This is a genomic window from Pseudomonas kitaguniensis (assembly GCF_049199985.1).
Taxonomy (GTDB): domain Bacteria; phylum Pseudomonadota; class Gammaproteobacteria; order Pseudomonadales; family Pseudomonadaceae; genus Aquipseudomonas; species Aquipseudomonas kitaguniensis.
This window is the reverse complement of the sequence record NZ_JBLZPT010000022.1, coordinates 1-19,748: the sequence shown is the minus strand read 5'-3', so window position 1 is coordinate 19,748 and position 19,748 is coordinate 1. Positions and strand designations below refer to the sequence as shown.

Here is a 19,748-nt window from a genome sequence, read left to right as displayed (position 1 = left end):
ATTAAAAAACTGCGGCGATGGTAACGGATGGCTGGGAAGCTGCAAGCGCGTTTAGCTCAATTGCGCCTCGGCCAGCGTCAGTGTGCGCGGGATCAGCAAAGCATCCCAGTGCCGGATGCCCCAATCCAGCAGTTCGCGTGGGCTGGCATGCAGCAGTTCATCGCCGGGTTGCTGGCCGAGGGCGCGCAATGCTCTCACTAGCAAAGGCGTGGCTTGGTCCGGTGTCAACGGCGGGGAACGGTAGGATTTGCCCAACTTGTTGCCGTCCGGCTGGATGATCAGTGGCACGTGCAAATAGCGCGGTTGACGCAGGCCCAGCAACTCTTGCAGGTAAAGCTGGCGTGGCGTGGAGTCGAGCAAGTCAGCGCCGCGCACGATGTCGGTCACACCTTGCCAGGCATCGTCGAGCACCACGGCCAGTTGGTAGGCATAGAAGCCGTCGCGGCGACGGATGACAAAATCGCCCACATCGCGGCCCAGATGCTGTCGGAATTCGCCCTGTACGCGGTCGGTAAAGTGGTAATCCAGCTCGGGCACGCGCAAGCGGATAGCCGCATCGTGCTGAGCGTGCCCGGCATTACGGCACAGCCCAGGGTAAATGCCGTTGTAAGGTTCGAGCTGTTTGCGCGAACAGGTGCAGGCGTACGCCAGGCCGTGGTTGAACAGGCTGTTGAGTACGTCGGCGTAGGCCTCATGCCGCTCGCTTTGCAGAACCCGTTCACCGTCCCATTCAAAGCCGTAGCTTTCCAGCGCGTGCAGGATCGCCGCCTGGGCGCCGGGTGCTTCGCGGGGCGGGTCGAGGTCTTCCATGCGCATCAGCCAGCGGCCATGGTTGGCGCGGGCGTCGAGGTAGGAGGCGAGGGCGGCGACCAGTGAGCCGAAGTGCAAGTGGCCGCTGGGCGTGGGGGCGAAACGCCCGATATAGGAAGAGGCTGTCATGGGGCCGGATACTACTGGAAATCGCTAAACGCCAGAAACAAAAATGGGGCGTTTGCACGCCCCATTCGTTCAGCCCGGCAGGATTACTTGCCGACCTGTTTTTCCTTGATTTCAGCCAAGGTCTTGCAGTCTACGCACAGGTCCGCGGTAGGGCGGGCTTCCAGGCGACGAATACCAATCTCGACGCCGCAGGATTCGCACCAGCCATATTCTTCGTCTTCGATCAGTTGCAGCGTTTTGTCGATTTTCTTGATCAGCTTGCGCTCGCGATCACGCGCACGCAGTTCGAGGGCGAATTCCTCTTCCTGGCTGGCACGGTCTGCCGGGTCCGGAAAGTTGGCGGCTTCGTCCTTCATGTGATCAACCGTGCGGTCGACTTCTTGCATCAAGTCCTGCTTCCACTTGTGCAGGATCTTGGTGAAGTGCTGGCGCATGGGTTTACCCATGTACTCCTCACCCTTCGTTTCGACGTAAGGTGTGAAGCCGCTGAGGCTCTGCTGCTGTTGCTTTGCTTGGGTGGACATGAATAGACCGCCTCTCACTCTTCTAATCCATTGCGCAGGATTGCAACGTCACCGACACCTGCCGGCCCTGCGGCTGCAAGCGGGCGAACTTACCAGATAGATTCAGGGTGCGCCACTCCCGGTTGTCGACGGCCACAGCAAACAGGTTGCAAACAAAGACAGCCCGCCACGGCTGGTTATGCAGCGTCTCGAATGTTGATTTTAGTCGTTTTGCACGCACTTGCCCGAGCCATATACCTGGCCGAGCAGGCAATAGAGCATGTTTTACCGCGAGGGTTCGGTAGAATCCGAATTTTGTCCTCACCGTTAAGGAAGGCTAATGGCTCAGCCCTACAGTGCGCGCAGTCGCGCTATCGAACCTTTTCATGTCATGGCGTTACTGGCGCGCGCCAATGAACTGCAAGCGGCCGGCCATGATGTGATCCACCTGGAAATCGGCGAGCCGGATTTCACCACGGCCGAGCCGATTATTCAGGCCGGTCAGGCGGCATTGGCTAACGGCAAGACCCGCTACACTGCTGCTCGCGGTTTGCCGGAGCTGCGCCAGGCGATCAGCGGGTTTTATCAGCAGCGCTATGGCCTGAGCGTAGACCCTGAGCGCATCCTGATCACGCCCGGCGGCTCCGGCGCGTTGTTGCTGGCCACAAGCTTGTTGGTCGACCCCGGCAAACACTGGCTATTGGCGGACCCAGGCTACCCGTGTAACCGACATTTCCTGCGGTTGGTGGAAGGCGCGGCGCAATTGGTGCCGGTAGGCCCTGAGGTGCGCTACCAATTGACCGCCGAGCTGGTTGCCAAGCACTGGGACCGGCACAGCGTGGGCGCGCTGGTTGCGTCGCCTGCCAACCCGACCGGCACCCTGCTCACGCGTGACGAATTGGCGGGCTTGTCGAGTGCAATCAAGGCGCGAAACGGCCACTTGGTGGTGGATGAGATCTACCACGGCCTCACCTACGGCACCGACGCCAGCAGCGTGCTGGAAGTCGACGACGATGCTTTCGTCTTAAATAGTTTTTCGAAGTATTTCGGTATGACCGGTTGGCGCCTCGGCTGGCTGGTTGCGCCGCCCGCCGCTGTGGGGGAATTGGAAAAGCTCGCGCAAAACCTCTACATCAGTGCGCCGAGCATGGCCCAGCACGCGGCACTGGCCTGTTTCACCACGCAAACCCTGAGCATTCTGGAGGCACGCCGCGCCGAGTTCGGCCGTCGTCGCGATTTCCTGCTACCGGCCTTGCGCGAATTGGGCTTCGGCATTGCGGTAGAGCCCGAGGGCGCGTTCTACTTGTATGCGAATATCAGCGCGTTCGGCGGCGATGCCTTCGCATTCTGCCGCCATTTTCTCGAAACCGAGCACGTGGCCTTTACGCCGGGGCTGGATTTCGGCCGCCATCAGGCCGGTCACCATGTGCGGTTTGCCTACACGCAAAACCTTGATCGACTACAGGAGGCGGTGGACCGAATCGCCCGTGGCTTACGGAGCTGGCAAGGCTGATGCGCTTTCATCCTCCCCTCGAAGAAGCACGGCTGATTCGCCGCTACAAACGCTTCCTCACCGATATCGAAACCCTGACCGGCGAGTTACTGACGATTCACTGCCCCAACACCGGTTCGATGCTCAACTGCATGGTGGAAGGCGGCCAGGTCTGGTTCAGCCGTTCCGATGATCCCAAGCGCAAGCTGCCGGGCACTTGGGAAATCGCCGAAACGCCGCAAGGCCGGCTGGCGTGCGTTAACACGGCGCGTGCCAATCAACTGGTTGAGGAAGCATTGCGCGCCGGGGTGATCACCGAGCTCAACGGCTTTACCGCCTTGAAGCGCGAAGTGCCCTACGGCCAGGAAAACAGCCGCATCGACTTTCGCCTGGATTACCCGCAGGGCGCGGCGTATGTCGAAGTTAAAAGCGTGACGCTGGGTTTCGATGGCACGGCAGTCGCGGCGTTCCCCGACGCCGTGACCCAGCGCGGCGCCAAGCACTTGCGCGAACTGGCGCACTTGGCGCGCGACGGTGTGCGTGCGGTGCAATTGTATTGCGTGTGTCTGTCGGGGATCGAGGCGGTGCGCCCGGCGGTGGAAATAGACGCCGGTTACGCTGCTGCGTTGCGCGAGGCCAAGGCCGCCGGCGTCGAGGTGTTGGCTTACGGTGTGCGGGTTACGCCTGAAGAAATGTACGTCGAGCGGCGCCTGGATGTGCTGATCGGCGACTAGAGTTCAACCCACAAGCCGTGTTCGTCTTCGCGGCCGGGCAGGGCGGTGAGGCTTTTGCCCGCGCAAGGGCCGGCAATGCATTCGCCGCTTTCGATCAGGAACAACGCGCCGTGGGTAGCGCACTGGATCAGGCTGGCGCTGGTATCGAGGAAGTGGTCGGGTTGCCATTCCAGCGGGATGCCGCGATGCGGGCAGCGGTTGATATAGAAGTAGGCAACGCCGTCCCTGCGCACGGCCAGCAGCTTGCAGCCGTCGATCTCGAATCCGCGGCTGGTGTTCGGCGCGAGGGCGTCTGCGGGGCAGAGAAACTTCATATCAATCCTTAAGTACCTTGACGTTCAAATGCAAACAATTATCAAATGCGGGCTTCGCTCGTTAGCTGATCGGGCGCTCAGTACGATGCCAGTCAGGTGTTATCTGTCACATCGACGCGTGCTTGAGTGGCCCTGCCCCTGGAAGGAAACCCTGTTATGCGCCTGAGTACCAGCGCTATCGCGCTCGTTGCCGCACTGCTGATCAACCACGCGGCAAATGCCACTGAACTGCCACAACGCTGGGTCAGTGCCGGCGGGGCGTTATCGGAATGGGTGACGGCCTTGGGCGGTGAGTCGAAGTTGGTGGGGGTCGATACCACCAGCCAGCACCCGGAGTCGCTAAAAGCCTTACCAAGCATTGGTTATCAACGGCAACTGTCAGCCGAGGGCATCCTTAGCCTGCGCCCGCAAATTTTGGTGGGCACTGAAGAAATGGGGCCGCCACCGGTGCTGGCGCAGATTCGCGGCGCGGGTGTGCAAGTAGACATGTTCTCGGCCCAGCCGGACCTTGCGACCTTGAAGGGCAACCTGCAGCACTTGGGCAAATTACTCGGCAATCAGGCCAAGGCCGACGAATTGTTTACTGAATATGAACACGCACTTGAACAGCAACAACGTTGGCTCGCCAAGGCTCAGGCAACCGAAAAGGCGCCGGGTGTCCTGTTGGTGCTGGGCCACGCGGGTGGCAAGCCGTTGATAGCCGGTAAAGACACGGCCGCTGACTGGATAGTGCGTCAAGCGGGCGGGCGCAATTTGGCGACTCACACCGGTTACAAGCCGTTTTCGGTGGAGTCTTTGGCCGGGCTAAGCCCCGATGTGTTGGTGTTTGCTGACCGTGCACTGACGGGCGATGCGGCGCGCGCGGCGTTGTTCAAGGAAAACCCGATGTTGGCGTTAACGCCTGCGGCCAAGAATGCCCGGGTGTTCGAGCTGGACCCAACCCTGCTGGTTGGCGGGCTGGGGCCGCGATTGCCGCAAAGCCTGGTGCAACTGTCTGCCGGGTTTTATCCGTCTCAGGCTAAAACTGCTCCATGACCACTCTGGTTAAACCCAAAACGCTGTTTATCGGGCTGACGCTGCTGTGTGTCTTGGCGATCTGGCTGTCGTTGGCGTTAGGGCCGGTCAGCCTGCCGCTGCTGGATACGCTGCGCGCGGCCTTGCGCTTGATGGGGGTGCCGATTGAGGCGCAAGGCCTGGAGCAGGCCGAACTGATCCTTGGGCAGATTCGCCTGCCGCGTACCTTGCTGGGCCTGGCAGTCGGTGGCGTACTGGCGTTGTCGGGCGTGGCGATGCAGGGCTTGTTTCGCAACCCGCTGGCGGACCCCGGTTTGGTCGGCGTGTCCAGCGGCGCGGCGCTCGGGGCGGCGGTGGCGATTGTCGGCGGCTCTTTATTGGGTGGGTTGCCGGAGGTGCTCGGGCCGTACTTGTTGTCGTTGTGTGCGTTTCTCGGTGGGCTTGGGGTAACGGCGCTGGTCTATCGCCTGGGGCGCCGCAACGGCCAGACCAATGTGGCGACGATGCTGCTGGCCGGCATCGCCCTCACCGCGCTCGCCGGTTCGGCGGTGGGGCTGTTTACCTATTTGGCCGACGACGCCACTTTGCGCACCCTGACGTTCTGGAACCTGGGCAGCCTTAATGGCGCGAGCTATTCGCGGTTGTGGCCGTTGTTGCTGGTCAGCGCCGGGGTGGCGCTGTGGTTGCCGCGCCGGGCCAAAGCGCTGAATGCATTGTTACTGGGTGAGTCTGAAGCCAGTCACCTTGGCGTCAATGTGGAAGGGCTCAAGCGCGAACTGGTGTTTTGTACGGCGCTGGGTGTGGGCGCGGCAGTGGCGGCGGCAGGCATGATCGGTTTTGTCGGGCTGGTGGTGCCGCATTTGGTGCGGCTGCTGGCGGGGCCGGACCACCGGGTACTGCTTCCGGCTTCGGTGTTGGCGGGGGCAAGTCTGTTGCTGTTTGCTGACCTTGTGGCGCGTTTGGCACTGGCGCCTGCGGAATTGCCGATTGGCATTGTGACGGCGTTTATTGGCGCGCCGTTTTTTCTGTTTTTGTTGCTGCGAGGGCGCGCCTGATGCTGCGAGTCGAAGCGCTGCAGATCCGTCGCGGGCGCAAGGTTGTGTTGGCGAATGTCGACCTGGACCTGCTGCCGGGCGAAGTGCTTGGGGTTTTGGGGCCTAACGGCGCAGGCAAAAGCACGTTGCTCGGTGCACTCTGCGGCGAATTGCATCCGCATCAGGGCGAAGTGTGGCTGGACCAGCAAGCACTGAAAAGTTGGAGTGGCGTGCAGCGTGCGCAACGCTTGGCGGTGTTGCCGCAAACCTCGACCCTGGACTTCGCGTTCCGTGTGGAAGAAGTCGTCGGCATGGGGCGCTTGCCGCATCAGACCGGTCACGTGCGTGATGACGAAATTATTCACGCGGCGCTGCAAGCTGCGGATGTGGCGCACTTGAGCGGTCGCAGTTACTTGGCGCTATCCGGCGGCGAGCGCCAGCGCGTGCACTTGGCGCGGGTGCTGGCGCAGTTATGGCCGGGCGAAGCAGGGCAGACATTGCTGCTGGATGAGCCGACCTCAATGCTTGACCCTTTGCATCAGCACACCACCTTGCAGGCCATCCGCAGTTTTGCCGACAGAGGCGCTGCAGTGTTGGTGATCCTGCATGACCTGAATCTGGCGGCTCGCTACTGTGATCGCATTCTGTTGCTGGAAGATGGGCGCCCACACGCCCTGGATACGCCGGCAAAGGTGTTACGACCTGAGCCGTTGAAGGCCGTGTTTGGTTTGGATGTGCTGGTACAACCGCATCCGGAACGCGGGCACCCGCTGATTATCGCGCGCTGAGACGCGCTTTTTCACAGGCAAAAAAAGACCCGGCAAGCGCCGGGTCAAATAACCGTGATTAGCCTGATGAGGAGATAATCTGAGAGTCCGAACCAATGGTCTTTCAGTTATCGGCTGATCTCGCGACCAGTTGTGATAATCATAACGATTCTCATTTGAGAGTCAACACTTGTTTTTGCGTGCGCTGCCGGTTTTCTCAAACACTCGTACGAAATCCCGTAAACGCTAGGTGTTACTGCTGATCTAATTCTTCTGCCGCGCTGAAATTGCCTCCAGCTGGCGGTTCAATGCTTCCTTACGCTCTGTGGGAAGGTCGTTCCAATGCACATCCATCAGCGCGCCTTCAATGGCATACAAGAGTACTTTGGATGCGCGGAACCCGCGCGTGCGCACGGCTCTATAGGCATCGACCGCCCCGAGGCGGCGCAGGTCGGATGCACTGTGGATGCCCACGGCGTGCAGCCATTGAGCCGACGTCTTGCCAAGGTTTTTCAGGTGTTGCAGCTCATCGTTCATCAAGCCTCCATGCGACGGCCGAAGGGTGCGGTGGGTATCGTGACCAGGCAAGCCTGAAAAGGAGTGTAGCGCTCAGCAGGAAAAGTGTAGTTCTTTGGTCAGTAACGGCTGAAAAGCTATAAGAATCGCTGGGGCGTTTGCCCGCAGGCAGGCGGAGGCACCCGGCACGCGGGCGCGTACCAAGCGTTGGAGGCGTGAGGTTACTTGGTGCGGTAGCGCAGGCGAGTGCCGAAATTAACCGACATCAGAATCTCGTCTGCAGTCAGCTCAGGCGCAAAGTAGGTGCCGGAGATTTGCGCGTGAGCCAGGCTGGCGCCTTCCAGTGAGCAGCCGCGCAAGTCCAGGCCACGCAGGTCGGCAGAGCGAAAGTAGGCGTCGGTGAAATCCACACCGGTTGCATCCAGTTCACGCAGGTCGAGCCCGCGGAAGTCGCCACCGCGCATGTCAATAGCGCCGTCTTTGGGACGCTGCTGGTTGAAGCCGCGAACATCGTCCTTGTGCAGGAGTGCGTAGAGCGGTGTATCAAGAAGCTTTGGCTGACTCATGACGACGACTCCTGCTTTAAGGGTGATGTCATTATGGTGGCATATTTTCTCGATCGTGCACCGAAGTCGGTGACACGACCAGAAAATATTTTTTTACAGGCCCGGCAGGCGTTGGCGAATGTGTGCGACCAAGGCGTCGAGGGTGCCGCTTTCATTGGTTTCGACACGTTTGCTCAGCAGCAGTTCTTCAGCCGACAACGCATCGCGGTTGGCCTGCTGCGCTTCGATAACCGCCAAGGTCGCGTCGGACGGATCGTTTTTATCTGCCTGACGCTGTGCCAGCCAACTGGCGATAACGGCCTGTGGTGCGTTGCAATCCAGGATCAGGAAGGGCGCGCCGGTGGCCTCGGCAATCTTGGCGGCTGCGTCGCGCTGCTCGTGTTTCAAGAAGGTGGCATCCAGCACCACTGGGTAGCCGGCGCGCAATACGCTGTCGGCAATTTCGTTCAGGCGGGCGTAGGTCGCAGCACTGGCGTCGGCGGTATAGATGCCGGCCTGTGGCGTGTTTTCGACAGGCTGCTCGCCAAACAGGCGCTTGCGTTCCACATCCGAACGCAAGCGTACGGCGCCCAACGCTTCGACCATGCGCATGGCCACGTGGCTCTTGCCGACGGCTGATACACCGTGCGTAATTGCCAGGAAGCGTGAGGGAATAGTGCTGTAGCTTTCAGCCAGGTTGGCGTAGTTGCGGTACTGGCGCAGGGTAGTGGCGCGCTCCACCGGGCTGGCCTCGCTCGGCATACTGAACAACGCCACTTTGGCGCGTACCAGCGCGCGGTAGGCTTTATAGAAGTTGAGCACTTCAAGGCCCTGGTAGTCGCCGGTCAGTTCCAGGTATTGGCTGATAAAGCGGCGCGCCAGAGACTTGAGGCCGCGGTCTTCAAGGTCCATCGCCAGGAACGCGCTGTCGGCGTAGACATCGGTAAAGCGGAACGGCTCGTTGAATTCGATGCAGTCGAAGATCACGACGTGGCCGTCGATCAGCGTCGCGTTGCCCAAATGAATATCGCCATGGCATTCGCGGGTGAAGCCGTCCAGCTTGCGCTGTGCCAGCAACGGCTTAAGGCGTTCGAAGCTGCTTTCAGCCCAGGCTTGCAGCGCCTCCAACTGAGCCAGGTCGGCCTTGTCGCTGAGGAACGGGCGGATCTGATCGAAGTTCTGGCGTACCGGCGCCATGACCTCGTCCGGCGTGCCGGCCGGGTGTTCCTGCGGCACCTTGGGCGCGGTCAGGTGGAAGTGCGCAATCTGTTTGGCCAGTTCATCGACGTGCGCACTGGTCAGTTCGCCATTGGCTTGCAACGTGCTGAGCAGTTGGCTTTGCGGGAACTGGCGCATTTTGAGCGCGTACTCGATCGCCGGGCCTTCGCCATTCAATTGTGGCGCTTGGGCAGTGCCGGTAATCGGCAACACCTCAAGATACAAATCTTCGGTCAGGCGCTGGTTGAGACGCAGCTCTTCGTTGCAGAAGTGGCCGCGATCACTCAAGTCGGTAAAATCCAGAAAGCCGAAGTTCATCGGTTTCTTCAATTTATAAGCGAAGGGACCCGTCAGGATGACCCACGAAATATGCGTCTCGATGACTTGAAACGCTTCAACCGGATGGGGATACAAAGCCGGGTTTTGCAGGGCAGCGATCAGGGACTGGCTCACGGGCGATCCTTCAAAGTCTGGGGGAAATCATGGCGTGCATTATGGCGGTTACAACCGGTCGTGCAAACCGCTGTCCGGCTCATGTTGATCAGCAATAAAGTGCGTATAATCCGCCGCCATGACTCGAACCCGATCTCCCCGTTCCCGTAAAAAACCTCCTCCTTCGCGTGGCCTGCGCCCGTGGCTGGGCTGGGCGCTCAAGCTCGGCCTGGTGGGCCTTGTGGTGCTCGCAGGCTTCGCGGTGTACCTCGACGCTGTGGTGCAGGAGAAGTTCTCCGGCAAGCGCTGGACCATTCCGGCCAAAGTGTACGCACGCCCGTTGGAACTGTTCACCGGCCAAAAGCTGAGCAAGGATGACTTCCTCACCGAGCTCGACGCCTTGGGCTATCGCCGCGAACCCGTGAGCAATGGCCCGGGCTCTGCGGCCGTCAGCGGCAATACCGTCGACCTGAACACCCGTGGCTTCCAGTTCTATGAAGGCCTGGAAAAAGCCCAGCCGGTGCGCGTGCGCTTCTCTGGCGATTACGTCGCCGAGCTGTCGTCGCTGAATGGTTCGAAGCTGCCCGTGGTGCGCTTGGAGCCGTTGATGATCGGCGGCATTTACCCGAAAAACCTTGAAGATCGCATCCTGATCAAGCTTGATCAGGTGCCTCCCTACTTGCTCGAAACCCTGGTGGCGGTTGAAGACCGCGATTTCTACAGCCACTGGGGTGTCTCACCCAAATCGATTGCCCGCGCCCTCTGGGTTAACACCTCCGGCGGCAAGATGACTCAGGGCGGCAGCACGCTGACGCAACAATTGGTCAAGAACTTCTACCTGACCAACGAACGCAGCCTGACCCGCAAGCTCACCGAAGCCATGATGGCCATGCTGTTGGAGTTGCATTACAGCAAGCAGGAAATCCTTGAGGCGTACCTCAACGAGGTATTCGTCGGTCAGGATGGCCAGCGCGCCGTGCACGGTTTCGGTTTGGCCAGTCAGTTCTTCTTTGGCCAGCCATTGTCCGAGTTGAAATTGCATCAAGTCGCGCTGCTGGTGGGGATGGTCAAGGGTCCGTCGTATTACAACCCGCGTCGCAACCCGGAGCGCGCGCTCGAACGGCGTAACCTGGTGCTCGACGTGCTGGAGCAGCAAGGCGTGGCCACTGCCGAGCAAGTGGCGGCTGCGAAAAAAATGCCACTGGGTGTAACCACTCGCGGCAAGCTGGCCGACAGCTCGTTCCCGGGCTTTATCGACCTGGTCAAGCGCCAGTTGCGTGAAGACTACCGCGACGAGGACTTGACCGAAGAAGGCCTGCGGATCTTCACCAGCTTCGACCCGATTTTGCAGATGAAAGCCGAAGCGTCGGTCAACGATACCTTCAAGCGCCTGACGGGCCGTAAAGGCTCCGACGAAGTAGAAGCGGCCATGGTTGTGACCAACCCGGAAACCGGTGAAGTGCAGGCCATGATCGGCAGCCGTCAGGCCAGTTTCGCCGGCTTCAACCGCGCGCTGGATGCGGTGCGGCCAATCGGCTCGCTGGTTAAGCCGGCGGTGTACCTGACGGCCCTGGAAAAACCGAGCAAATACACCCTGACCAGTTGGCTCTCGGATGACCCGCTGTCGGTCAAAGGTGCAGACGGCCAAGTGTGGACGCCGCAGAACTTTGATCGACGCTCGCACGGCACCGTCTTCCTGTATCAGGGCTTGGCGCATTCCTACAACATTTCCACCTCGCGCCTTGGGCTTGAAGTGGGGGTGCCGAATGTGCTGAAAACCTTGGGCCGCCTGGGCATCAACCGTGAGTTCCCGGCGTTCCCATCGATACTGCTGGGCGCTGGCGCCATGACCCCGATGGAAGTGGCGACGATGTACCAGACGCTCGCCAACGGTGGCTTTAATACACCGATGCGCGGCATTCGCAGCGTGCTGACCGCCGAGGGCGAGCCGCTCAAGCGTTATCCGTTCCAGATTCAGCAACGTTTTGATGCGGGCTCCATCTACCTGATCCAGAACGCCATGCAACGCGTGATGCGTGAAGGCACCGGGCGCTCGGTCTACAGCGTGCTGCCGGCGAACCTGACACTCGCGGGCAAGACCGGTACCAGTAACGATTCGCGTGACAGTTGGTTCGCAGGCTTCGGCCAGGATGTGCTGGCCGTGGTATGGCTGGGCCGCGACGACAATGGCAAGACGCCGTTCACCGGTGCGACGGGTGCGTTGCAGGTCTGGACCAGCTTTATGCGCAAAGCCGACCCGCTGCCGCTGAACATGCCGCAGCCGGATAACATCGTGCAGGCCTGGATTGATCCGCACACCGGGCAGGGCTCCGATGCCAACTGCCCCGGCGCGGTACAGATGCCGTATATTCGCGGCAGCGAGCCACCACCCGGCGTCGCGTGCGGTGGCAGTGCCCCCGCTGACGCGGAATCGGTGATGGATTGGGTCAAGGGCTGGATGAATTAAGCAAAGAGGGTTTCAAGTGAACAAGTGGTGGATTCCAGCTATTACAGCTCTGGCTTTGCTCAACGGTTGCGCCAGCGTGCAGCGCGGCTCGATCCCTGTGGTGGATTCGAGTTCGGCTGTCTCGAATAACGACCGCATCTCGGCCAACGGCGGTTTCCGTCAGACCGTGGTCAAGCGTCCTGCCCAAGCCACACCTCAAGCCATACCGCAAGATTCGGGTGTGGTGGTGATGGTGCCGGGCGGCGGGGCGGCCGCTGCTGCGCCGATCAGCGCTGAGCCGTGGACCCCAGGGCCGAGCACCTCGGCGCCGATCGACACTGCGCCGGTTCAAACGGCGCCGGTCAATCAGGGCACCTACAACATGCCGTCGACGCCAAGCGGTATTCCGTCGTCGTCCAGTGCGGGTGGCCTGTCGGCTGACGAGCAACTGGATGGCCCGGTGCTGTCCTTGCTCACTACCGCCCAGCAGCAGCAGGCCGGTGGTGACTTGAACGGCGCGTCGTCGAGCCTTGAGCGCGCTCAGCGTGTAGCGCCTCGCGAGCCACAAGTGTTGTATCGCCTGGCCCAAGTGCGCCTGGCCCAGGGTGATGCGCCGCAAGCCGAGCAGTTTGCCCGGCGTGGCCTGAGCCTGGCCAATGGCCGCCCAGACCTGCAAGCCAGCCTTTGGGCGTTGATTGGTGACGCGCGTGCCGCACAGGGCGACGCCGCCGGTGCTGCGCAAGCTCGGCAAAAAGCCAAGGTCAGCCTCTGATGGATGCACGGTTTCCCGCCATTGCCGAACAGTTATTGCTGATCGAGCGCGAACTGCGCCTGCAGGGCTGGTGGGACGACGTGTCCCCCAGCGCCGAAGCGCTCGGCAGCGTCGAGCCATTTGCGGTGGATACCCTGGACTTTCACCAGTGGCTGCAATGGATTTTCCTGGTGCGCATGAAGCAGATCCTTGAACATGATCTGCCGTTGCCAAATGCCTCGGGGATTATGGAGATGGCTGAGATGGTCTACGCCGACCGGCCGCTGCAAAGCCTTGGTTTGCGAAATGCGCTGAAAAAGTTCGACCAATTGATCGTCGACGCTCGTTAATTGCCTGACTGCCGGGTTTTCCGGCAGTCTTGCGCATATTTCTACCGCTTGACGACATTCAGGCGAGTTTTATCCCTCCTCAAAGCCCTTTCTTCTACGTTCTGATGCGCTTAGTTGGAAAAAAGCGCAATTATTGCTTGACTTGAACGGCCTGAAACAGAAGAATCCAAAGTCCGCTGTATCGGGACTGCCAGAAGCAGGCCCGCTCAGCAGATCATGAGGCGCACATCCGCGCCGACCTGTAACACCCGCAACGCGTTACCTCGCGCTGGGTGGGAAAAGCCCGCAACACTTGGGACGATCCCAATACTTGCTCAGTCAGTGCTGACGTAGTCGGCGACCACCGTCGCTCATGCTCTGTTGAGAAGTAAACCTATTAAGACCCGTCGGTTTTTAACGGACGGTATTCTGGCGTTTTAGAGGTGAACAACGTGGAGCTTTTATCTGGCGGTGAGATGCTCGTCCGCTTTTTGCGTGACGAAGGCGTCGACTATATCTACGGGTACCCAGGTGGTGCTCTGCTGCATGTTTACGACGCACTGTTCAAGGAACCGGCTGTTACCCACATCCTGGTTCGCCACGAACAGGCCGCAACCCATATGGCTGACGGTTACGCCCGTGCCACCGGTAAAGCCGGTGTGGTACTGGTAACGTCCGGCCCTGGCGCAACCAATGCCATTACCGGCATCGCGACTGCGTATATGGACTCCATTCCGATGGTGATCATTTCCGGCCAAGTGGCAAGTACCATGGTCGGTACCGACGCGTTCCAGGAAACCGACATGATCGGTATCTCCCGGCCGATCGTGAAACACAGCTTCATGATCAAGCATGCGTCGGAAATCCCGGAAGTCATGAAAAAGGCGTTCTACCTCGCGCAGTCCGGTCGCCCGGGCCCCGTCGTCGTAGACATCCCGAAAGACATGACCAACCCGGCTGAAAAATTCGAATACATCTTCCCGAAGAAAGCCAAGCTGCGTTCCTACAGCCCGGCCGTTCGTGGGCACTCGGGGCAAATCCGCAAGGCGGCAGAAATGCTTCTGGCGGCCAAGCGCCCAGTGCTGTACTCGGGCGGTGGGGTGATTCTGGGGGGCGGTTCCGCGCCGCTGACCGAATTGGCCAAACTGCTTAACCTGCCGGTCACCAACACCTTGATGGGGCTGGGCGCATTCCCGGGCACGGATCGTCAGTTCGTCGGCATGCTTGGCATGCACGGCAGCTACACTGCCAACCTGGCCATGCACCACGCTGACGTGATTCTGGCCGTGGGCGCGCGTTTTGATGACCGTGTGATCAACGGCGCGAGCAAGTTCTGCCCGAATGCCAAGATCATCCACATCGACATCGACCCGGCGTCCATCTCCAAGACCATCAAGGCCGACGTGCCGATTGTTGGGCCAGTGGAGAGCGTGCTGACCGAAATGGTCGCTGCACTCAAGGACATCGGCGAGGCGCCGAACAAGGAGTCCGTTGCCAGTTGGTGGAAGCAGATCGACGAATGGCGCGGTGACCGTGGCCTGTTCCCTTACGACAAGGGCGACGGCAGCATCATCAAGCCACAAACCGTGATCGAGACCCTGTGCGAAGTGACCAAGGGCGACGCCTTTGTGACCTCCGACGTGGGCCAGCACCAGATGTTCGCCGCGCAGTATTACAGGTTCGACAAACCTAACCGCTGGATCAACTCCGGCGGCCTGGGCACGATGGGCTTTGGTTTCCCTGCGGCCATGGGTGTGAAGCTGAACTTCCCCGACAACGACGTTGCGTGCGTGACCGGCGAAGGCAGCATCCAGATGAACATCCAGGAACTGTCGACGTGCTTGCAGTACGGTCTTCCGGTGAAGATCGTCTGCTTGAACAACGGCGTGTTGGGCATGGTTCGCCAATGGCAGGACATGAGCTACGGTAGCCGTCACTCCCATTCCTATATGGAGTCGCTGCCGGATTTCGTCAAATTGGTTGAAGCCTATGGCCACGTCGGCATGCGTATCACTGATTTGAAAGATCTGAAGCCGAAGATGGAAGAGGCGTTCGCCATGAAGGACCGCCTGGTGTTCCTGGATATTCAGGTAGATACCAGCGAGCACGTCTACCCGATGCAGATCAAAGACGGCTCTATGCGCGACATGTGGCTGAACAAGACGGAGCGTACTTAATCATGCGGCACATTATCTCCCTGCTTCTGGAGAACGAACCCGGCGCTCTGTCTCGTGTTGTCGGCCTGTTTTCGCAACGCAACTACAACATCGAAAGCCTGACCGTGGCCCCGACCGAAGACCCGACCTTGTCGCGCCTGACGCTGACCACCGTGGGTCATGATGAGGTGATCGAGCAGATCACCAAGAACCTCAACAAGCTGATCGAAGTGGTCAAGCTGGTCGACCTGTCGGAAAGTGCCCACATCGAGCGCGAGCTGATGCTGGTCAAGGTTAAAGCCACAGGCGCCCAGCGTGCCGAGATCAAACGCACTACCGACATTTATCGCGGGCAGATCGTCGATGTGAGCGCCAGCGTTTATACCGTTCAACTGACCGGTACAAGCGACAAGCTGGACAGCTTCATCCAGTCGATCGGGACGGCCTCGATTCTGGAAACTGTACGCAGTGGTGTCACCGGGATTGCCCGTGGCGACAAAGTACTCAGCATCTAACCCAAATTAGTGAATGGCCTTACGGCCTGGATATATAGAGGAACCTCATGAAAGTTTATTACGAAAAAGATTGTGACCTGTCGATCATCCAGGGCAAAAAAGTCGCCATCATCGGCTACGGCTCCCAGGGCCACGCGCAAGCTTGCAACCTGAAAGATTCCGGCGTTGACGTGACTGTTGGCCTGCGCAAAGGCTCGGCCACGGTTGCCAAGGCTGAGGCCCATGGCCTGAAAGTGACTGACGTTGCTTCTGCTGTTGCGGCGGCCGACCTGGTCATGATCCTGACCCCGGACGAGTTCCAGTCCGCGCTGTACAAGAACGAAATCGAGCCGAATATCAAGAAAGGCGCCACCCTGGCCTTCTCCCACGGCTTTGCGATTCACTACAACCAGGTTGTTCCGCGCGCCGACCTCGACGTGATCATGATCGCGCCGAAAGCACCGGGCCACACCGTGCGTTCCGAGTTCGTCAAGGGCGGCGGTATCCCTGACCTGATCGCGATCTACCAGGACGCGTCGGGCAACGCCAAAAACGTTGCATTGTCCTACGCCGCCGGCGTGGGTGGCGGTCGTACCGGCATCATCGAAACCACCTTCAAGGACGAAACTGAAACCGACCTGTTCGGCGAGCAAGCGGTTCTGTGCGGTGGCACTGTTGAACTGGTCAAAGCCGGTTTCGAAACCCTGGTTGAAGCAGGCTACGCGCCAGAAATGGCCTACTTTGAGTGCCTGCACGAACTGAAGCTGATCGTCGACCTCATGTACGAAGGCGGTATCGCCAACATGAACTACTCGATCTCCAACAACGCCGAATACGGCGAGTACGTGACTGGCCCGGAAGTGATCAACGCCGAGTCCCGTCAGGCTATGCGCAACGCCCTGAAACGTATTCAGGACGGCGAATACGCCAAAATGTTCATCAGCGAAGGCGCTACCGGCTACCCTTCGATGACCGCCAAGCGTCGTAACAACGCCGCTCACGGTATCGAAATCATCGGCGAGCAACTGCGCTCCATGATGCCGTGGATCGGTGCCAACAAGATCGTCGACAAAGCCAAAAACTAAGTCGTACGCATCAACGGAAAACGCGGCTTAGGCCGCGTTTTTTCGTTTGAGAGGCGGGTTCTGGTATAAAGCTGCATCGTTTGCGGGCGAACACGCGTCGCAAGTATCTGTCGAATTTTTTTCACACCGTTGCAAGGTAAAGTCCATGACCGAACGTCCCGAAGAGCCACGCCAGGCTTATGACGCCGAAAGCCTGCTGCCGATCGATGAACATGTCGAAGACGGGCATGACGCGGAAGGCCGCAAGGTCCGGCATCGTGGCATCTATCTTCTGCCCAACCTGTTCACTACCGCGAACCTGTTTGCCGGCTTCTACTCCATCATTAACTCCATGAGCGCTCAAAGCGCTTTGGCGGCGGGAGATGCGGTCAGCGCAAGCAAGTATTTCGGGTTTGCCGCCATCGCAATTTTCGTCGCCATGGTGCTCGACGGCCTTGATGGCCGTGTGGCACGTATGACCAATACCCAAAGTGCCTTCGGTGCCGAGTACGACTCCTTGTCGGACATGGTTGCCTTTGGTGTCGCACCCGCATTGCTGGCCTTCGCCTGGGCGCTGGGGGATATGGGCAAAGTCGGCTGGATGGTCGCCTTCATCTATGTCGCGGGCGCCGCGTTGCGCCTGGCGCGCTTCAATACCCAGGTTGGTACTGCCGACAAGCGTTATTTCATTGGTCTTGCCAGCCCGGCTGCTGCGGGAGTGGTGGCGGGTATCGTGTGGGCCTTCAGTGACTACGGCATCCAGGGTTCGAAGATGTCATTCCTGGTGGCCTTGATGGTTGCGGCGGCCGGTATGCTGATGGTCAGTAATATCAAGTACAACAGTTTCAAGGAGTTAGACCTCAAGGGGCGCGTGCCTTTTGTGGCGATCCTGGTAGTGGTGCTGGTGTTCGCGGTCGTGTTCAGTGATCCGCCGCGTATTTTGCTGCTGGCTTTCCTGGTCTACGCCGCGTCTGGGCCGGTTCAGTACTTGCTGCATCTGCGCCGGGACAAAACATTGCCTTAATGTAATTTCGTCCATACTCCGCAGTCTATTGGTGCATCAGTCCTCCAATGCTGCGGAGTTGCCATGTTAATCAAAATCCCCAAAGCGTCCGATTGTCATGAATCGGATGTCACGCCTGAATCTTTTTATCTCTCTCGACGTAGCTTGCTCGGCGGCGCACTTGCCGGTATTGCCGTCAGTGCCTTGCCACGCCTGGCCAGTGCTGACGATGCTGCACGTTATGCGGATGTCGAGCCGGGTAATGCGCCGAAATGGTTTACCGAAAAATTGCCGAGCACAAAATGGCAGGCGGTAACGGTGAAAGACGAGGCCATCACTCCATTCAAGGACGCCACCCACTACAACAACTTCTATGAGTTCGGCACAGGCAAGGGCGACCCGGCGACGAATGCGGGTTCACTCAAAACCGAACCCTGGAGTGTTGTGATAGATGGCGAGGTGGGCAAACCTGGGCGTTACGCCCTGGAAGACTTCATGAAGCCTTATCAGTTGGAAGAACGGATCTACCGTTTGCGCTGCGTTGAGGCGTGGTCAATGGTCATTCCCTGGATGGGTTTTCCGATTTCTGCCTTGCTCAAGCAGGTTGAGCCGACCTCCAAAGCCAAGTACATCCGATTTGAAACCCTTCAGGACCCTAAAACCATGCCGGGGCAGCGCTCCAGCTTTGGTTTGATTGACTGGCCCTATATAGAAGGGTTGCGTCTTGATGAGGCGATGAATCCTTTGGCGATCCTGGCTGTCGGCATGTACGGGCGCGAGCTGCCTAACCAGAATGGCGCGCCTTTGCGTCTGGTGGTGCCGTGGAAATACGGTTTCAAGAGTGTGAAGTCGATTGTGCGTATCAGCCTTGTGAGCGAACAGCCGAAAACCACCTGGCAGAGCATTGCGGCGGATGAGTACGGGTTTTATGCGAACGTAAACCCTACGGTTGATCACCCCCGCTGGACCCAAGCGCGGGAACGTCGTCTGCCGAGTGGCCTGTTCAGCCCTAACGTGCGTGAGACGCAGATGTTCAATGGCTACTCGGATGAAGTCGCCTCTCTCTATACAGGCCTCGATCTGCGGAAGAATTACTGATGCGTTACCCGATTTGGCGGATTGGCGTCTTTATCGCAGTGGCAATATGGCCATGCTGGTGGCTCTATGAAGCGTGGAGTTCTGCCCTGGGGCCTGATCCGGGAAAAGTGCTGGTTGATCGGCTCGGCTTGGGCACCTTGATTCTGCTGTTGATCACCTTGGGAATGACGCCGCTGCAAAAACTCAGCGGTTGGGCGGGGTGGATAGCGGTGCGCCGGCAATTGGGCCTGTGGTGTTTTGCCTATGCAGTGCTGCACTTGGCGGGCTATTGCGTGTTTGTCCTGGGGCTCGACTGGTCTCAGCTTGGGGTGGAGCTGCGCAAGCGGCCTTACATTATTGTGGGGGCGTTAGGTTTCCTGTCGCTGCTGGTGCTGGCGGTAACGTCTAATCGCTATAGTCAGCGGCGGCTGGGCAGCCGTTGGAAGAAGCTGCACCGCCTGATCTATGTGATTCTAGGGCTGGGTTTGCTGCATATGCTGTGGATCGTGCGGGCCGATCTTAAAGAGTGGGCTATCTATGCATCTATAGGTGCGCTGCTTCTAGTGCTGCGGCTGCCTCCGGTTATGCGTCGAATCCCGCGCCTTATTGCTAAAAAACCACCTTCTGCAACAAAAGCGTAATTAGTGCTTGACGGCAGATCCTGGAAGTCTATAATTCGCCCCACTTCCGGCGCAGTCGAAACGGAAAACTCCTTGGTAAACAAAGAGTTATGCGAGATTCGACGGCGAGTTGCTTCAGTTCATCGAAGCCCAGAGGGAGTTGGTAGAGCGGCGTTGTTTGGCTCTATTAACGTTTCGATCTTCTCGGTCGAAAGCGGAGAAAAAGAGGTGTTGACAGCAGCGTGTAACGCTGTAGAATTCGCCTCCCGCTAACGAGAGATCGGAAGCGCAAGTGGTTGA

At 59.3% G+C, this 19,748-nt stretch carries 20 protein-coding genes; 14 read left to right on the top strand and 6 right to left on the bottom strand.

Features of this window, described 5'->3' with window-relative positions; translation table 11 throughout:
- Positions 1 to 51: 51 nt before the first annotated feature.
- Together gluQRS and dksA are read right to left on the bottom strand one after the other, a co-directional pair.
- A complete protein-coding gene (gene gluQRS, locus ACOZK9_RS22005; RefSeq protein WP_152749040.1) occupies positions 52 to 939 on the bottom strand; it encodes a tRNA glutamyl-Q(34) synthetase GluQRS in 888 nt (295 codons plus the stop codon).
- Positions 940 to 1,022: 83 nt separating this feature from the next.
- Positions 1,023 to 1,463 (bottom strand): RNA polymerase-binding protein DksA, encoded by a 441-nt coding sequence (dksA, locus tag ACOZK9_RS22000; RefSeq protein ID WP_058412530.1) that lies wholly within the window; start codon positions 1,461 to 1,463, stop codon positions 1,023 to 1,025.
- A gap of 319 nt (positions 1,464 to 1,782) precedes the next feature.
- Between dksA and ACOZK9_RS21995 the strand changes: the two genes are divergently transcribed.
- Positions 1,783 to 2,955 (top strand): pyridoxal phosphate-dependent aminotransferase, encoded by a 1,173-nt coding sequence (locus ACOZK9_RS21995; protein WP_122250202.1) that lies wholly within the window; start codon positions 1,783 to 1,785, stop codon positions 2,953 to 2,955.
- Positions 2,955 to 3,668 carry a DNA/RNA nuclease SfsA gene (gene sfsA / locus ACOZK9_RS21990; protein ID WP_058412528.1) on the top strand — a complete coding sequence of 238 codons (714 nt, stop codon included), beginning with the start codon at positions 2,955 to 2,957 and terminating at the stop codon, positions 3,666 to 3,668. Before ACOZK9_RS21995 ends, sfsA begins: the two co-directional genes overlap by 1 nt.
- On the opposite strand, the gene ACOZK9_RS21985 is transcribed toward sfsA, so the two are convergent.
- Complete coding sequence (locus tag ACOZK9_RS21985) at positions 3,665 to 3,982, bottom strand: Rieske (2Fe-2S) protein (RefSeq protein ID WP_058412527.1); 318 nt, start codon at positions 3,980 to 3,982, stop codon at positions 3,665 to 3,667. The two genes, sfsA and ACOZK9_RS21985, sit on opposite strands and share 4 nt — an antisense overlap.
- Before the next feature lie 156 nt (positions 3,983 to 4,138).
- On the opposite strand from ACOZK9_RS21985, the gene ACOZK9_RS21980 reads away from it, so the two are divergent.
- The 3 genes from ACOZK9_RS21980 to ACOZK9_RS21970 are packed head-to-tail and all read left to right on the top strand — an operon-like array spanning position 4,139 to position 6,818.
- On the top strand, positions 4,139 to 5,017 hold the full coding sequence (locus ACOZK9_RS21980; RefSeq protein ID WP_122250201.1) for a heme/hemin ABC transporter substrate-binding protein: 879 nt from the start codon (positions 4,139 to 4,141) through the stop codon (positions 5,015 to 5,017).
- Positions 5,014 to 6,051 carry a FecCD family ABC transporter permease gene (locus ACOZK9_RS21975; protein WP_122250200.1) on the top strand — a complete coding sequence of 346 codons (1,038 nt, stop codon included), beginning with the start codon at positions 5,014 to 5,016 and terminating at the stop codon, positions 6,049 to 6,051. Before ACOZK9_RS21980 ends, ACOZK9_RS21975 begins: the two co-directional genes overlap by 4 nt.
- Positions 6,051 to 6,818 carry a heme ABC transporter ATP-binding protein gene (locus ACOZK9_RS21970; protein ID WP_152749043.1) on the top strand — a complete coding sequence of 256 codons (768 nt, stop codon included), beginning with the start codon at positions 6,051 to 6,053 and terminating at the stop codon, positions 6,816 to 6,818. The genes ACOZK9_RS21975 and ACOZK9_RS21970 overlap by 1 nt, the downstream gene beginning before the upstream one ends.
- Positions 6,819 to 7,061: 243 nt before the next feature.
- Here ACOZK9_RS21970 and ACOZK9_RS21965 read toward each other — a convergent pair whose 3' ends face one another.
- From ACOZK9_RS21965 to ACOZK9_RS21955, 3 genes are all read right to left on the bottom strand, one after another.
- Positions 7,062 to 7,334 (bottom strand): TfoX/Sxy family protein, encoded by a 273-nt coding sequence (locus ACOZK9_RS21965; RefSeq protein WP_058412523.1) that lies wholly within the window; start codon positions 7,332 to 7,334, stop codon positions 7,062 to 7,064.
- Between the two features lie 200 nt (positions 7,335 to 7,534).
- Complete coding sequence (locus tag ACOZK9_RS21960) at positions 7,535 to 7,879, bottom strand: pentapeptide repeat-containing protein (RefSeq protein ID WP_058412522.1); 345 nt, start codon at positions 7,877 to 7,879, stop codon at positions 7,535 to 7,537.
- A 93-nt stretch (positions 7,880 to 7,972) separates the two neighbouring features.
- A complete protein-coding gene (locus tag ACOZK9_RS21955; RefSeq protein ID WP_122250198.1) occupies positions 7,973 to 9,529 on the bottom strand; it encodes a bifunctional aminoglycoside phosphotransferase/ATP-binding protein in 1,557 nt (518 codons plus the stop codon).
- Positions 9,530 to 9,647: 118 nt separating this feature from the next.
- Here ACOZK9_RS21955 and mrcB point away from each other — a divergent pair, with 118 nt between their 5' ends.
- The 9 genes from mrcB (at position 9,648) to msrQ (ending at position 19,469) form a co-directional block, all read left to right on the top strand.
- A complete protein-coding gene (gene mrcB / locus ACOZK9_RS21950; RefSeq protein WP_152749044.1) occupies positions 9,648 to 11,975 on the top strand; it encodes a penicillin-binding protein 1B in 2,328 nt (775 codons plus the stop codon).
- A 16-nt stretch (positions 11,976 to 11,991) separates the two neighbouring features.
- Positions 11,992 to 12,726 carry a tetratricopeptide repeat protein gene (locus ACOZK9_RS21945; RefSeq protein ID WP_172979651.1) on the top strand — a complete coding sequence of 245 codons (735 nt, stop codon included), beginning with the start codon at positions 11,992 to 11,994 and terminating at the stop codon, positions 12,724 to 12,726.
- Complete coding sequence (locus ACOZK9_RS21940) at positions 12,726 to 13,055, top strand: YqcC family protein (RefSeq protein WP_122250196.1); 330 nt, start codon at positions 12,726 to 12,728, stop codon at positions 13,053 to 13,055. The genes ACOZK9_RS21945 and ACOZK9_RS21940 overlap by 1 nt, the downstream gene beginning before the upstream one ends.
- Before the next feature lie 431 nt (positions 13,056 to 13,486).
- Positions 13,487 to 15,211: an acetolactate synthase 3 large subunit gene (locus tag ACOZK9_RS21935; RefSeq protein WP_058412584.1), complete on the top strand. Its 1,725-nt coding sequence runs from the start codon at positions 13,487 to 13,489 to the stop codon at positions 15,209 to 15,211.
- 2 nt (positions 15,212 to 15,213) lie between these two features.
- A complete protein-coding gene (gene ilvN / locus ACOZK9_RS21930; RefSeq protein ID WP_003176102.1) occupies positions 15,214 to 15,705 on the top strand; it encodes an acetolactate synthase small subunit in 492 nt (163 codons plus the stop codon).
- A 47-nt stretch (positions 15,706 to 15,752) separates the two neighbouring features.
- The gene (ilvC, locus tag ACOZK9_RS21925) at positions 15,753 to 16,769 is read left to right on the top strand and encodes a ketol-acid reductoisomerase (protein ID WP_007948647.1); all 1,017 of its coding nucleotides are present in this window, start codon (positions 15,753 to 15,755) and stop codon (positions 16,767 to 16,769) included.
- A 145-nt stretch (positions 16,770 to 16,914) separates the two neighbouring features.
- A complete protein-coding gene (pssA, locus tag ACOZK9_RS21920; protein ID WP_058412517.1) occupies positions 16,915 to 17,772 on the top strand; it encodes a CDP-diacylglycerol--serine O-phosphatidyltransferase in 858 nt (285 codons plus the stop codon).
- A gap of 63 nt (positions 17,773 to 17,835) precedes the next feature.
- Positions 17,836 to 18,849, top strand: coding sequence for a protein-methionine-sulfoxide reductase catalytic subunit MsrP (gene msrP / locus ACOZK9_RS21915; RefSeq protein ID WP_421556562.1), 1,014 nt, complete (start codon positions 17,836 to 17,838; stop codon positions 18,847 to 18,849).
- Complete coding sequence (gene msrQ / locus ACOZK9_RS21910; RefSeq protein WP_058412515.1) at positions 18,849 to 19,469, top strand: protein-methionine-sulfoxide reductase heme-binding subunit MsrQ; 621 nt, start codon at positions 18,849 to 18,851, stop codon at positions 19,467 to 19,469. Before msrP ends, msrQ begins: the two co-directional genes overlap by 1 nt.
- Positions 19,470 to 19,748: the final 279 nt, after the last annotated feature.